Annotated in this window: 12 protein-coding genes and 2 pseudogenes; 4 read left to right on the forward strand and 10 right to left on the reverse strand. The window is 72.7% G+C overall.

The window, feature by feature from the left end; all coding sequences use genetic code 11:
* Positions 1-4: 4 nt before the first annotated feature.
* Positions 5-1,342 (reverse strand): ferric reductase-like transmembrane domain-containing protein, encoded by a 1,338-nt coding sequence (locus E0500_RS25845; RefSeq protein WP_181587134.1) that lies wholly within the window; start codon positions 1,340-1,342, stop codon positions 5-7.
* A 133-nt stretch (positions 1,343-1,475) separates the two neighbouring features.
* Between E0500_RS25845 and E0500_RS25850 the strand changes: the two genes are divergently transcribed.
* The 3 genes from E0500_RS25850 to E0500_RS25860 are packed head-to-tail and all read left to right on the forward strand — an operon-like array spanning position 1,476 to position 4,233.
* Positions 1,476-2,210: a response regulator transcription factor gene (locus E0500_RS25850; RefSeq protein WP_165934890.1), complete on the forward strand. Its 735-nt coding sequence runs from the start codon at positions 1,476-1,478 to the stop codon at positions 2,208-2,210.
* Positions 2,207-3,661, forward strand: a complete 1,455-nt coding sequence (locus E0500_RS25855; RefSeq protein ID WP_131560365.1) for a cell wall metabolism sensor histidine kinase WalK — start codon at positions 2,207-2,209, stop codon at positions 3,659-3,661. Before E0500_RS25850 ends, E0500_RS25855 begins: the two co-directional genes overlap by 4 nt.
* A gap of 53 nt (positions 3,662-3,714) precedes the next feature.
* Complete coding sequence (locus E0500_RS25860) at positions 3,715-4,233, forward strand: MarR family winged helix-turn-helix transcriptional regulator (RefSeq protein ID WP_131560367.1); 519 nt, start codon at positions 3,715-3,717, stop codon at positions 4,231-4,233.
* A 50-nt stretch (positions 4,234-4,283) separates the two neighbouring features.
* On the opposite strand, the pseudogene E0500_RS25865 reads toward E0500_RS25860, so the two are convergent.
* The 5 genes and pseudogenes from E0500_RS25865 to egtA form a co-directional block, all read right to left on the reverse strand.
* Positions 4,284-4,493 (reverse strand): annotated as a pseudogene (locus E0500_RS25865) (dodecin); the annotation flags it as partial.
* A gap of 144 nt (positions 4,494-4,637) precedes the next feature.
* Positions 4,638-5,600 carry an L-histidine N(alpha)-methyltransferase gene (egtD, locus tag E0500_RS25870; protein ID WP_131560369.1) on the reverse strand — a complete coding sequence of 321 codons (963 nt, stop codon included), beginning with the start codon at positions 5,598-5,600 and terminating at the stop codon, positions 4,638-4,640.
* Positions 5,597-6,445: an ergothioneine biosynthesis protein EgtC gene (gene egtC / locus E0500_RS25875; RefSeq protein ID WP_131560371.1), complete on the reverse strand. Its 849-nt coding sequence runs from the start codon at positions 6,443-6,445 to the stop codon at positions 5,597-5,599. The genes egtD and egtC overlap by 4 nt, the downstream gene beginning before the upstream one ends.
* Positions 6,445-7,782, reverse strand: a complete 1,338-nt coding sequence (gene egtB / locus E0500_RS25880; RefSeq protein ID WP_131560373.1) for an ergothioneine biosynthesis protein EgtB — start codon at positions 7,780-7,782, stop codon at positions 6,445-6,447. Before egtB ends, egtC begins: the two co-directional genes overlap by 1 nt.
* Positions 7,779-9,053 (reverse strand): ergothioneine biosynthesis glutamate--cysteine ligase EgtA, encoded by a 1,275-nt coding sequence (gene egtA, locus E0500_RS25885; protein WP_131560375.1) that lies wholly within the window; start codon positions 9,051-9,053, stop codon positions 7,779-7,781. Before egtA ends, egtB begins: the two co-directional genes overlap by 4 nt.
* A gap of 311 nt (positions 9,054-9,364) precedes the next feature.
* On the opposite strand from egtA, the gene E0500_RS25890 reads away from it, so the two are divergent.
* On the forward strand, positions 9,365-10,186 hold the full coding sequence (locus tag E0500_RS25890) for a TIGR02452 family protein (protein ID WP_131560377.1): 822 nt from the start codon (positions 9,365-9,367) through the stop codon (positions 10,184-10,186).
* A gap of 73 nt (positions 10,187-10,259) precedes the next feature.
* On the opposite strand, the gene E0500_RS25895 is transcribed toward E0500_RS25890, so the two are convergent.
* From E0500_RS25895 to E0500_RS25910, 4 genes and pseudogenes are all read right to left on the reverse strand, one after another.
* Complete coding sequence (locus tag E0500_RS25895; protein WP_131560379.1) at positions 10,260-10,706, reverse strand: type II toxin-antitoxin system PemK/MazF family toxin; 447 nt, start codon at positions 10,704-10,706, stop codon at positions 10,260-10,262.
* A pseudogene (locus tag E0500_RS25900) lies at positions 10,703-11,183 on the reverse strand (flotillin domain-containing protein); the annotation flags it as partial. The pseudogene E0500_RS25900 and the gene E0500_RS25895, both read right to left, overlap by 4 nt.
* 72 nt (positions 11,184-11,255) lie before the next feature.
* On the reverse strand, positions 11,256-12,284 hold the full coding sequence (locus E0500_RS25905; protein WP_131560381.1) for a helix-turn-helix domain-containing protein: 1,029 nt from the start codon (positions 12,282-12,284) through the stop codon (positions 11,256-11,258).
* A gap of 171 nt (positions 12,285-12,455) precedes the next feature.
* Positions 12,456-13,424 (reverse strand): alpha/beta hydrolase, encoded by a 969-nt coding sequence (locus tag E0500_RS25910; protein ID WP_131560383.1) that lies wholly within the window; start codon positions 13,422-13,424, stop codon positions 12,456-12,458.
* Between the last annotated feature and the right edge of the window lie 119 nt (positions 13,425-13,543).

The raw sequence follows: 13,543 nt of genomic DNA on the forward strand, positions 1-13,543 counted from the left end.
TCCCTCATCCCGCCAGGCTGAAGCGCTCGAAGTGGATCTGCGGTTTGGGCACGTCCAGCTCGCGCAGGCTGCCGAGGACGGCGTTCATCATCGGGGGCGGTCCGCACAGGAAGACGTCCCGCTCCGTGACGTCCGGCACGAGCTTCAGGAGTTCGCCCGGAGCCAGCTTGTCGGGGCTGGCCGGCCCGGTGACCAGGTGCAGCTCGGCGCCCTTGGCGTGGGCGAGTTCCCGCAGCTCGTCGTAGAGGACGGCGTCCCGGTCCGAGGCCACCCGGTAGATGACCACGGCATGTCCGTGCAGCTCCTCCAGCAGCGCGCGGATGGGGGTGACGCCCACGCCGCCGGCGATGAGCAGGGCCTCCGGCCGGATGCGGTGCATCGCGGTGAAGGCGCCGTAGGGGCCCTCGGCGAAGACGCGCGTGCCGACCTTCACGTGCCGCAGGGCGGCGCTGCCGTCGCCGGCCGCCTTGGCGGTGAGCCGCAGCGTGCGGCCGTCGGGCGCGGCCGACAGAGAGAACGGGTTGGCCTGCCACCAGCGGTCGCGGGTCAGGAAACGCCACAGGAAGAACTGGCCGGCCCGCGCGGGCAGCCGGTCGAGATCACGGCCGGTCATGTAGACCGAGACGACGTTGTCCGACTCGGGCACCACGGCCGTGACACGCAGCTGGTGGCGCCAGTTCCGCCACAGCGGGAGCGCCAGTCGGCCCACGAACACCGAGGCGAGGGCCACGCCCCACACGGCGTACCAGTACGTCCTGGCCGCGGACGACGACGTGAAGGTCGTACCGGCCGCGACTTGGTGCGTGAAGGCCAGCACCACGGCGACGTACGTGTAGAGGTGGATGAAGTGCCATGTCTCGTAGGCCAGTCGGCGCCGGGCGAGGCGGCCCGAGACGGCGCCCACGACGAAGATGATGCCCAGCGCTACCACCGCGCGCAGCACGCCCTCGACGGTCTCGGCGAGGTCGACCAGCTGGTTCACCGGGTCCAGGGCGGACGACTCGGCGTAGCCGAGGGTGAGGAACACGGCGTGCGCGAGCAGCGTCCACAGGATGCCGAAGCCGACCCGGCGGTGCCATGACGTCAGCCGGTCCATGCCGATGCGGCGGTCGAGCCACGGCAGCCGGGCCACCAGCAGCAGCTGGAAGGCCATCAGGAGCGCGCCGTACAGGCCGGTCAGCCGGCCCAGCACGATGAGGGCGTTCGAGGCGAACCCGGCCCGGGCGAAGAAGTAGGCCACCACGGCCGCGTTGGCGGCCAGCACGGCGTACAGGCCCGTCCGGGCCACCACCCTGGGGCGTATCGCCGTCGGCGGCGGCTGGACGCTGTGGACAGTCGTCACGGACACAAACTCCTCGCTCGGCTCCTGGAACACCGAGCCTGCCTGGTGGGAGCTGTCGTTTCGCTGTCGGTCAACTTTCAAGTTCTTAGCGATGTGCTCCCGGCCGGTCCAACCGGGGGGCAGCCATGGCCTCATGGAGGACGTGAAGCAGTATGAGCACGTGGAAAGAGTGCGACTCCTCGTGGTGGACGACGACCCGCCCATCGCCGACCTGGTGGCGACCGTCGCCCGCTACGAGGGCTGGGACGCGGTCACGGCGAACTCCGGCGAGGAGGCGCTGCGTCACGCCGCCGAGTTCGATCCGGACATCGTGGTGCTCGACCTGATGCTCCCCGACCTGGACGGCTTCGGCGTGCTCGACCGGCTGCGGGCCTCCGGGACCATGGTGCCCGTGGTGTTCCTGACCGCGCGGGACGGTGTCGCCGACCGGGTCGCGGGCCTCACCCGCGGCGGCGACGACTACCTGGTGAAGCCGTTCGCGGTGGAGGAACTCATGGCCCGGCTGCGCACCGTGCTGCGCCGCAGCGCCGGCCCCGGCTTCCAGCGGTCCCTGCTCCAGGTCGCCGACCTGACGATGGACGAGGACACCCGCGAGGTCCGGCGCGGCGACAGGCTGCTCACCCTCACCCCCACCGAGTACGAGGTGCTCCGCTATCTGATGCGCAGGTCGCCCACCGTGCTCACCAAGGCGCAGATCCTCGACCATGTCTGGGAGTACGGCTTCGGAGGGCGCTCCAACGTGGTGGAGCTGGTGGTCAGCCGGCTGCGCCGCAAGCTCGACTACACCGACGACACTGCTGACGACGGGGCGCCGCTCATCCACACCGTCCGCGGTGTGGGCTACGTGGTGCGGCGGGTCACCGAGTGATCGACCGGCTGAAGCGGACCTACCGCAGGATGCCCCTCGGCACCCGCCTGGCACTGGGCCTGGGGGTGCTCTCGCTGGCCGTGTTCGCCGTCGTCGGCACGGCCCTCACGACGTACATGCGGGACTATCTGTCGGCCCAGCTCAACGAGCAGCTGAAGCTCGCTCAGATCGCCCAGTCCAAGAGCATCGCGGACAGCGGCACGCTCCAGGGAAAGAAGTACTACCGCTGGTACTACGCGGTGTACGACGTGTCAGGAGGCACACCCACGCTGCGCAGGCCCGAGGACCCCGCCGACATACCCGGGGACCTCGACGACCTCACCACGGTGGCCCGGGCCCAGATCGCCGCCGACACGGAGGTCATCCGCACCGAGTCCCTCAAGGGCGACGGCCTGTACCGGCTGCGGGCCTGCGAGGTGGAACCCGGGGTGGTCCTCGTCAGCGCCGCGCCCATGAAGGACATCGAGGACACCGTCGGACGGCTGATCACGGTGCAGGTGATCACCTTCGCGCTGGCGCTGCTGGCGCTCGTGGTGTTGGGGCGGTCGCTGCTGCGGCGCGGTCTGAAGCCGATCGGCGACATGGCGCGCACGGCCCGCGGCATCACCTCGCACGACCTGACGACGGACTCGGCGCGTCTGCCGGTGCGCGCCGACGGCGGGAAGGGCGGCCCCGAGGTCGAGGAACTGCGCACCGCGTTCAACACGATGCTGGAGCACATCGACGACGCGCTCGCCGTGCGCACCGAGGCCGAGCAGCGCCTGCGCCGCTTCGTCGCGGACGCCTCGCACGAACTGCGCACACCCCTGATGTCGGTGCGCGGCTACGCCGACCTGTTCCAGTACGCGGCGGCCAACGCCCCCGAGGAGCGGGACAGGCACCTGGCCCGGCTGCGCGCCGAGGCCGCCCGGATGGGTGTCCTGCTGGACGACCTGCTGCTGCTCGCCCGGCTTGACGCCGCCGAGGTCGAGACGCCCCTGCGGCCGCAGGACGCCGACCTGGTCGAACTGGTCCGCCAGGCCGCGGACGCGTTCCGCGCGGGCCGCCCGGACCACCCGCTGACCGTGACGACGGGCCCCGGTCCCCTACGGCTCCGTATCGACCCCCTGCGGATCCGGCAGGTGCTGGACAACCTGCTCACCAACGCGGCCGTGCACACCCCGGCCGGAACGAAGGTGGCCGTGGAAGTGGCCGTGGAGGAGTCCGGTCCCGCCGGACCGGCGGCCGTGGTCAGGGTCACCGACTCCGGGCCGGGCATCCCGGCCGCCGACCGGGACCGGGTCTTCGACCGCTTCTACCGGGTCGACAAGGCCCGCAGCCGCGACCGCGGCGGCAGCGGCCTCGGCCTTTCGGTCGCCCGCTCCCTCGTCGCGGCGCACGGCGGCACGATCGAGCTGAGCAGCGGGCCCGGCGCGACGACCTTCACCCTCAGGCTGCCCACGCGCGCGTGAACAGCGGCCCGAGAATTTACTTGAGTAAGGCAACAAGATGGTAAAGTTGCCGTATGGCCACACCACCGCTCCCCAGCGTCCCCGCCTCGCCGGAAGTGATCGAGATCGAGCGCGCTCTCACTCGCATCACCTATCTGAGCACCCGTACCCGGCAGCATGAACGCCTGATGGCCCTGGCCGGAGTACCGCTCGACCGGGCCGCCGTGGCGTTGCTGCGGCAGATGGCCGACTCCGAGCCGCTGCGCCCGGGGGAGCTCGCCAACCGGCTGGGCGTGGAGGCCTCGCACGTCACCCGCCAGGTGCAGCAACTGCAGAAGTCCGGCTATGTGGACCGCATCCCCGACCCCGACGACCGCCGCGCCCAGCGCATCAAGCTCACCAAGACCGGCCAGGAGGCCGTCGACCGCATCCGCGGCGCCGGTGCCCGCGGTATGCAACTGGCCCTGGACAACTGGTCGCCCGAGGAGCTGCGCCAGCTCGCCTCCCTCTTCCACCGCATGGTCGACGACTTCCTGCGCCACGGCGAAGAGCTCATCGAGCAGGAGAAGGCCGCCTCGGCGAACCTGGCCTGACCCCTTGCCCGTGCCCCGGGGTGGCGCCCGCTCACGCCGCCCCCGGCGCGCGTGTCCTCCAGCCGGAAGCCGACCTTCAGGCCGACCTGGAAGTGCTCGATCTCGCCGTTCTCGATGTGGCCCCTGATCTGTGTGACCTCGAACCAGTCCAGCAGGCGCAGGGTCTGTGAGGCGCGCGAGATGGCGTTGCGGACGGCCTGGTCGACGCCCTCCGCGGAGCTGCCGACGATCTCGGTGACGCGGTAGGTGTGGTCGGACATACGGTGCTCCTCTCCGCTGTGGCCGGTGTGCCACGCGTCACTCCACGGTGCCGCAGAGCGCGGCGGCCCGCGAGGCGTCGGCGGCAACCGGCCCAGCGGCGCCGGGTCCGGGCCCCGCTCGGACCCGAACCCGACGCCCCGTTGTCACCGCGCCATGCTCAACGACAGTGCGAACCTGGCCTCCTGGTCCGTCCACCAGTGGGTCGACTTAAGCCCGGCGGCGGCCAGTTCACCCCGCACTCCGTCCTCGCGGAACTTCGCCGAGACCTCGGTGCGCAGATCCTCCCCGGCCGCGAAGTGCACGGCGAGGTCGACCGCCGGGATCTTCACGGTCTGTGCCCGCCGCGACCGCAGCCGCATCTCGATCCACTCGTTCTCCGTGTCCCACAGGGCGACGTGGTCGAAGGCGTCGAGGTCGAAGTCCGCGTCGAGCTCGCGGTTCACGACCGTCAGCACGTTCTTGTTGAACTCGGCGGTCACCCCGGCCGCGTCGTCGTACGCGGCCACGAGCACCGACGCGTCCTTGACCAGGTCCGTGCCGAGCAGCAGCGCGTCACCGGGCGACATCAGGGCACGTACGGAGGCCAGGAAGGCGGCGCGTTCGGCGGGCAGCAGATTGCCGACGGTGCCGCCCAGGAACGCCACGAGCCGCGGTTCGGGCGTGTCCGGCAGCGTGAGCGCGGCGGTGAAGTCGGCGATCAGCGCGTGCACATGGAGGCCGGGCCGCTCGGCGATCAGCGCCTCGCCCGCCTGTCGCAGCGCGCTCTCGCTGACGTCGACGGGCACGTACGTGTGCAGGCCGGGCATGGCGTCGAGGAGATGCCGGGTCTTGTCCGAGGAGCCGGAGCCCAGCTCGACGAGGGTGCGGGCGCCGGTCGCGGCGGCGATCTCCGGGGCGCGGGCCAGCAGGATCTCGCGCTCGGCCCGCGTGGGGTAGTACTCGGGCAGTTCGGTGATCTGCTCGAAGAGGTCGCTGCCGTGCGCGTCGTAGAACCACTTCGGGGGTAGTGCCTTGGGGTTGCCGGTGAGGCCGCGCAGGACGTCGGAGCGCAGGGCCGCGTCCGTGGCGTCCTCGGGCAGGGTGCGGGTCAGCTGGAACGGGCTCACGCGATGGGCTCCTTGGGTGGTGCGGATGCCTTGTCGTCGGATGCCGTGTGGTGAACAGGCGTGTTAGTGGTGTCAGCGGTGTCCGTCGCCTTGTCGTCGGGTTCCTTCAGCGGGGTGAGCAGGATGTCCGTACGGCTCGCCACGAGCAGCGTGCGGTCGGGTACCTCCTGCCAGTGCGGGTCGTCGTCGTACGGCTCGGACGCGACGACCGTGCGGCGGCCGGGCTCGGACAGGTACCAGACGGTATCGCCCCAGGCCGTGGCGGCGATCATCTCGCCGTTGGTGAGCAGCAGATTGAGGCGGGAACCGGGGGCCGCCCGGGCAACCTCCAGGACGGTGTCGGCAAGCGCCTGCCCCTCACCGTCGCCGCCACGCAGCCGGTTCAGCACCAGCGCCCAGACGAACGCGGAGTCGGAGCGGGCCTCCAGCGACAGCAGCTCCACCGGGGGCAGGGACGGTGTGAGGGACGCGAGGGAGTGCGGCCAGCCGGCGACGGCACCGTTGTGGCTGAACAGCCAGGTCCCCGCGGCGAATGGCGCCGCCGCGGCCTCCCCGTCCGCCCCCGCCACGGTCGCGTCCCGCACGGCGGCCAGCAGCCCGGTGGTCCGCACGACCCGGGCCAGGTCCGCGAAGCTCTGGTCGCCCCAGATCGGCCCGGCCCGCCGGTAGCGCGCAGGTACCGGGTCGCCTTCCGCGTACCAGCCGACGCCGAAACCGTCGGCGTTGACCGTCCCGTACCGCTGCCGCCGCGGCGCCCACGACTGCCGGTACAGGCTGTGCGGCGGGTCCACGAGGAGCCCGCCGAGCGGCTCCTCGGGACCCAGGAACGCCAGATGGCGGCACATCAGCCGAGCTCCGGGGAGGCATCCCGCGCCGTGCGGAAACCGGAGAAGATCTGCCGCCGGACCGGATAGTCCCAGTTGCGGAACGTCCCCCGGCACGCCACCGCGTCCACGGCGAACGAACCACCGCGCAGCACCTTGTACTCGGGACCGAAGAACACCTCCGAGTACTCCTTGTACGGGAACGCCGTGAACCCGGGATAGGGCAGGAAGTCGCTCGACGTCCACTCCCACACGTCCCCGATCAGCTGCCGTACCCCGAGCGGTGACGCGCCCGCCGGACAGCTGCCCGCCGGTGCCGGGCGCAGATGGCGCTGGCCGAGGTTGGCGTGGACCGGCGTGGGGTCGGCGTCGCCCCACGGGTAGCGTGTCGAGCGGCCGGTGGCCGGGTCGTGGCGGGCCGCCTTCTCCCACTCGGCCTCCGTGGGCAGCCGACGCCCCGCCCAGCGGGCGTACGCGTCGGCCTCGTACCAGGACACGTGCAGGACGGGCTCGTCCGGCGGTATGACCTCGGTGACGCCGAAGTGCCGCCGCAGCCACTGCCCGCCGTCGCGACGCCAGAACAGGGGCGCCGAAATGCCGTGCGCCTTGATGTGGTTCCAGCCCTGAGGGGCCCACCAGCGCTCGTCGTCGTAGCCGCCGTCCTCGATGAACGCCCGGTAGGCGCCGTTCGTCACCGGCGTGGTGTCGATGTGGAAGGGCGGGACCAGCCGCCGGTGCGCGGGCCGCTCGTTGTCCAGCGCCCAGGGTTCGGTCGACGTGCCCATCATGAACGGGCCGCCGGGCACGAGGACCTCGGAGGGTCCCGTGAACAGCGGCACCGGCTCCGGATCCGGCGCCGTCAGGGCCGCGCCGCCCTTGCGGAGCTGGTGGGTGATCAGCATCGTCTCGTCGTGCTGCTGCTCGTGCTGGGCGATCATCCCGAACGCGAAACCCGCCTCGGTGAGCCGGGTGCCATGGAACGCGGTGCTCTCCAGCACGTCCAGCGCCCGGCCCCGCACCTCGGCCGCGTACCGACGGGCCTCGGCGGGCGGCAGCAGCGGCAGCGAGGGCCGCTCGGCCCGCGGGTGCTCGAACGCGTCGTAGATCGCGTCGATCTCGGGCCGCATCGCCTCACGCCCCGCAACGTTCCGCAGCAGCCACAACTCCTCCTGGTTGCCGATGTGCGCCAGGTCCCACACCAGCGGGGACATCAGCGGCGAGTGCTGGGCGGTCAGCTCGGGGTCCTCGACGCAGGAGGTGAGCAGCGCGGTACGGGCGCGGGCCGTGGTCAGCGCCTGAAGTGCGCGCTCGCGAAGTGACTCCGGATCAATCGTGTCGGTGGTCTCGGGGACGGTCATGTGCGGATGTCCTTCCCGTGGAGCTGGCTGAGCAGATCGTCGGCGGGGCAGCGGCCCCGGGCCACATAGCGGTCGGTGAACGCGGCGACGGCCGCGCAGACCTCCGTGCTCGCGCCCAGCCGGGGCAGCGCCCCGGCGGCCGCCTCGAAGCAGACGACCGCCGCCTCGTGCAGCTCGGGGTCGGCAAGACCCGACCGGGCGGCCGCGATCCACAGCGGATTGCACGGAGCCGGCAGCGCCCCCGCCCGCTCGGCGAGGGGTTTGACGGTCCGGTAGGCGACCTCCGCCGCCCCCGGGTCCTCGAACAGGGCGGCCGTCACCGCGAGCGGCACGATCCACCCGTCCTCGCCGGGCTGGGCGTCGATCATGCGCAGTTCGAGGTGACCGCGGGGCCGAACGGGTGGGAAGAGGGTCGTCAGGTGATAGTCGAGATCCCCACGACCGGGCGGATCCTGGGCCCGGGTCCAGTCCCGGAAACTCATGCCCTCCGGGACCCCCCAGGGGCCCTCGTCGGCCCGGACGCACATCACCGGCGCGTCCAGCACGTGCCGCGCCCAGGCCGCCCGCGGATCGCCGTTGAGCGGGGGAGCGCTGGTCCGGCCGGGGTCCATCCCCGCCCACATGGACTGCCGCGTGGAACGCCAGCCGGTGGCGCGGCCACCGGCGACCGGGGAGTGGGCGAACGCCGCCAGCAGCACCGCGCCCAGCTGGTGCGCCAGCCACCAGCGCCGCCCGTAGCCCAGCGGGCCCGGCTCCTCGTACCCGGCGTCCAGGCACACCTGGACGGACGCGGTGGAGCACATCATGGCCCGGCCCTCGGGTCCGTAGCGGTCGAGGCACTGCTCCATCGCGTCGTAGCGGGGCTCGTGAAGGTAGCGGAGGGGAGGGTTCCAGGGATCGTGGCCGAAGCCGCTCAGAGCGAGGTCCGCCTCGCGCAGTACGGCGCGGACGGCGGCCAGGTCGGAGGAGACGGACCCGATGACTTCCGTCAGGGAGGTGGCGGGCGCCGAGCTGAGCTCCAGCTGGCCGCCGGGTTCGACGGTGAGCGCCGAGGAGAGGGGCAGGGTCCGCAGTGCGGCGTAGGCCGCTTCGAGACGTTCGGGTGATGCAGGGAGCCGCGGGTCGCGCAGCTCGTGGACGAGCCATTCCAGTTCGACACCGAGGGTGCGGGGCGGGCCGGTCTTGAAGCAGATGCCACGGACCAGCGCCTCGACCTCGGCCTCGGTGACGGTGGGGCGTCGCCTCGCACAGTCACCAGGTGAATCGGACATGTCGGGATCCTCCTGAGGTTTCACCCTGCCGTCGGTCCGGTACCGGACAGGCCCGGAACGGCAGGGTTCGTCTCACCCAAGACCCTCACGCCGGTTCGCACAAGGGTGCACATCGTGTCTTTCCGTATTCGAACCGAATTCGAAAACCCCTTCTCCAGGGGACTCGGCGACGCGTTTCCGCAGCCTTCACGGCCTGTTCCGGACCAGGAAACTCCGTTGCGGCGTAGGACCAGCATCGCTCAGGATGCGTGCATGAGCACGGCGGGGGAGACGACTCGGGGCACGCTCATGGCGCGCACGGGGGAGGCGCCATGAGCGCGCGCCTGCGCGGGATGGCGCGGGACACGGAGGAGATCGTCGCCAAGGGGGTGTACCGCACGGCCGACGGGCGTGAGGTGTCCATCGCCGGGGCCGTCGCGGCGGCGCGTGCCGGAACGCGGCTGTTCGGCCCGGACCCGGTGGAGACGCCGCGGGTCGCCCCCGCCCCCACGCGGATCGAGGTCACCGGGGAGAGCAGCCTGGAGGCCGCGCGACGGCTGGTCCTGGACGACGCCCCGCCGGTCGCCGTCCTGAACTTCGCCTCCGCGCGAAACCCCGGCGGCGGTTTCCTGAACGGCGCGCAGGCCCAGGAGGAGGCCCTGTGCCGGGCCTCCGCGCTGTACGCATGCGTCCGTGAGGCGCGCGCGTTCTACGACCACCACCGCGCCCACCGCGACCCGTTCTACACGGACCGCGTCATCCACTCACCGGCCGTGCCCGTCTTCCGCGACGACCGGGGACGGCTCCTGGACGAGCCGTACACCGCCGGATTCCTGACCGCCGCCGCGCCGAACGCGTCGGTGGTACGACGTACGGCGCCGGATCGGGCCCCCGAGCTGCCCCGGGCCCTCGCCGCCCGCGCCGAACGGGTTCTGGAGACGGCCGCGGCGTGCGGCTACCGCCGGCTGGTGCTGGGGGCGTGGGGGTGCGGGGTGTTCGGGAACGATCCGGGGCAGGTGGCGGAGGCGTTTCGTGCGCTGTTGGTCGGGGGCCGTTTCCAGGGGCACTTCGAGCACGTGGTGTTCGGGGTGCTGGACCGCACGCAGGGAGCAGTGATCCGGAGCGCCTTCGAGCGGGCGTTCACGCGCTACTGACCGGCGCGGGGCCGCGACACATGCGGCTCCGCCGCGCGGGCACGTCCAGCGGCCCCGCACATTCCAAACGGCCCTAAACCCATCCGTACCGCTCCCGCAACCTGTGCACCACGGAGTTGAACCGCATCCGGTCCAAGGCACACGCCTCCCTCCGCATCCCCGCCTCATGCAGCCGCAGCACCCGGTCCACGTCCACCCACGAGTCCCGCCCCGACCGGTCCCACGGCCCGCTCCCGATCGGCACCCACTCGCGATCGCCGTCGTGCCGCTTGCTGGACAGCTGTACGGCGAGCAGGGTGCCCGAGGGCTCGCGGGCGACCACCAGCACGGGCCGGTCCTTGCCCCGCCCGTCGTTCTCCTCGTACGGCACCCACGTCCACACGATCTCCCCGGGGTCCGGGTCGCCGTCGTGCGCGGGCGAGTACTCGGTGCGTACGCGGCCCACCCCGCGGGGGTCGGCCTCGGTGGTGGCGGAGGCGCCGTGGCGGCCGGGGACGTCTTCAGAGGTAAACGCAGTCACGTGGGCCACGTTAGGCCTCCGGCCGAGTCCGGTACGCGCCAGGTCCCCCTACCCTCCGTACGTCCACCCTCCGTTACCCTCCGTACGTCCACCGTCCGTACGTCACTTCTGGCGAGCCTCAGTCCCGTACCGCCCATGGTGAGTGCCTTCGCGAACAGGTCCGCCATGCCGTCGGCGCCGTTGAGCAGCACCATGTTGTCGACGTTGCCGAAGGCGCTCGCGCACGCCTGCACGATCTCCGGCCACTTCTCGGCGAGTTGCTGGGCGACCACGGCCTCCTGGTTCTCCGCGAGGGCGGCGGCGCGCGCCTTGATGGCCTCGGCCTCGGCGAGACCCTTGGCCCGCGCGGCCTCGGCGGCCGCCAGGCCCTTCGCCTGCTGGGCCGCGGCCTCCGCCTCACCGGTGGCCCGTGTCGCGGTCGCGGCGGCGGCACCCCTCGCCTTCGTGGCCTGCGGCCGAAGTCGCCGCCGCGGTACGGGCCGAAGTCCCCGCGACGGTACGGGCCGACGCTCCCGCCCATGCCCTCACGCTGCGGCCGGATCGTGGCCGCTATCCCGTCTCTTGCGCCAACTTCCGTACAGTCAGGGCCAATTGCAGTCGCAGACGGCCCTGAGGTGTCTGGACCGGCCAGCCGAGGAGCGATTCGGCGTGGGTCAGCCGGTCCTGGAGTGTGGAGTGATGGACGGTGATCTCGGCGGCAGCCGCGCGCAGGCTCGCCGTGGCGGCGACGGCGTGCAGGGTGACCAGCATCCAGGGAGTGTCCGCCACGGCACACTCCAGAGCGTGGACGTCGGGCGGCGGTTCGGCGCCCGGAACGACTAGGTCCGCGAGGAGGCTGATGCCGCCGAGGTCGTCGGCGTGCACGACTCCGGGGCCCGGATCGCGCGCGGTGCCCTCGGCGGTGAACCGCAGGGCGGTACGGGCGGCGGCCCAGGAGCAGGGCAGGTCGAGCACGGGAACGGCAGGGCCGACACCGAGGCGGCCGGCGGGCAGCGCCGTGTCGGCCGGGCGTTCACCCAGGTGCGCGGACAGAATCCGCGGCGGGCCGTCGAGGGACGCGAGGGCGCGTGCCCGCGTGGCGGGGTCGGCGGTGTCGAGGCCCAGGTGCCGGGCGGCGAGCAGCCTGGCCCGTTCGGGCGCGGTGGGGTCGAGAAGAGTCTCGACGAGTGCCGGATCGTCGGCCGGGGAGACGGGCGCCCGGCCGCGGGTACGGTCCAGGACCAGCCGGATCGCGCCCGCGGCCCGCTCCAGGATCACCGCGTCGACCACGCTCGGCCCGGCCCCGGCGCGCTCCAGCCACAACGCCGCGGCGCCGTCCGGCGTCAGCGACTCCGACGGCCACCGCGGATCCGGCGGCAGATCCGTGTCCCGGCGGCTGCCGTCGGGCTCGACCCGTACGCGCACCCGCCGCCCGGCGTCGACGAGCCGTGCCGGACAGCCGGACAGCACGGCCGCCCCACGCACCAGCGCCTCCAGACCGGCCCGCGACTCGGCCAGTCGGTCGAAGTAGGCGATGACCCGTACGGCGGCACCGGCGTCCGGGTCGAGCGCGGTCAGACGCCCGGCCAGCTCTTTCATGCGCCCATTTTCCTACGCCATGGTGCGCCGTACGGCCCGCACGCCACACGGCCCGGACGTGCTCCGGTTCCGGAGGCATGCCACATCCCAGCCCTCTGCGGCGTGTGAGGAGCGGGGGGTCAGGGCCCCGGCCCCCGGCGCGGGGCCGGGGCGGAGCCCTCTTGGCAGAGGTCATTCGCCGACGAGCCTCCGCAGCCACGCCAGCCGCGCCGCCACCGTGGCCTGGGAGAGGGCGGCCTGCGGGGCGAAGCCGTCGTAGCCGTGGAAGCCGCCGGGCCACACGTGCAGTTCGGCGACCCCGCCGGCCTGCCAGATCCGCGAGGCGTAGGCGGTGGTCTCGTCCCGGAAGGTCTCCGCGGAGCCGACGTCGAGGAAGGCGGGCGGAAGGCCGGACAGGTCCTCGGCCCGGGCCGGCGCCGCGTACGGGGACACGTCCGCACCGCCCCGCCGGTCGCCGAGCAGTGCGGTCCACCCGGTCTCGTTGGACTTCTGGTCCCAGACGCCGAGGCCCGCCATCTGGTGGGCGGACGGGGTGTCGTTGCGATCGTCGAGCATCGGGCACATCAGCATCTGCCCGAGCGGCCGCGGGCCCCCGCGGTCGCGCGTCAGCAGGGCCAGCGCCGCCGTCAGACCACCACCCGCGCTGGCACCCGCGATGACGATCCGCTCGGGATCGCCGCCGATCTCATCGGCGTGCTCCGCAGTCCACAGCAGACCGGCGTAGACGTCCTCCACGGGCGCCGGGTGCGGGTGCTCCGGCGCCAGCCGGTACTCCACGGACACCACGACCGCGTCCAGCTCCCGCGCCCAGTCCAGGGCCATGTCGACGCCCAGCCTGTTGTTGCCGACGATCATCCCGCCGCCGTGGGTGTGGTAGATCACCGGCCGCCCGCCGACGGACCCGGACGGCCGGCAGATCAGCAGCGAGATGCCGGGCGCCCCCTGCGGTCCCGGCACCGCCCGGTCCTCGACCTCGAACAACCCGTCACGGCTCAGCTGCTCGTCGGAAGTGTCCAGGAAGGCCAGCCCCTGGCGCCTCTCGGCGATCCCGTCGAGGCCGAAGGACGAGGGCAGTGTCTCGGCGACCACCTCCAGGGCGGCGGCGAGCTCGGGGTCGAACGGGGGCGGGGGCAGGGTCATGGCGTTCTCCTCACACGGGGATGTCCGTGCCGGCGGCGCGTACGGCCCTCATGGTCCGCACCCCGGCCCCGGCCCCGCAGCCCGCCGCACGGCGGTACCTGCCCGCCAACCGGCGGGTG

It is taken from the genome of Streptomyces sp. KM273126, assembly GCF_004337435.2.
In the GTDB taxonomy this organism is placed as follows: domain Bacteria; phylum Actinomycetota; class Actinomycetes; order Streptomycetales; family Streptomycetaceae; genus Streptomyces; species Streptomyces acidicola.

Coding starts and splice junctions, on each gene's coding strand:
- E0500_RS25850 (WP_165934890.1), top strand. CDS start 1,476: ATGGAGGACGTGAAGCAGTATGAGCACGTGGAAAGAGTGCGACTCCTC.
- E0500_RS25860 (WP_131560367.1), top strand. CDS start 3,715: ATGGCCACACCACCGCTCCCCAGCGTCCCCGCCTCGCCGGAAGTGATC.
- egtC (WP_131560371.1), bottom strand. CDS start 6,445: ATGTGCCGCCATCTGGCGTTCCTGGGTCCCGAGGAGCCGCTCGGCGGG.
- egtB (WP_131560373.1), bottom strand. CDS start 7,782: ATGACCGTCCCCGAGACCACCGACACGATTGATCCGGAGTCACTTCGC.
- egtA (WP_131560375.1), bottom strand. CDS start 9,053: ATGTCCGATTCACCTGGTGACTGTGCGAGGCGACGCCCCACCGTCACC.
- E0500_RS25890 (WP_131560377.1), top strand. CDS start 9,365: ATGAGCGCGCGCCTGCGCGGGATGGCGCGGGACACGGAGGAGATCGTC.
- E0500_RS25905 (WP_131560381.1), bottom strand. CDS start 12,284: ATGAAAGAGCTGGCCGGGCGTCTGACCGCGCTCGACCCGGACGCCGGT.
- E0500_RS25910 (WP_131560383.1), bottom strand. CDS start 13,424: ATGACCCTGCCCCCGCCCCCGTTCGACCCCGAGCTCGCCGCCGCCCTG.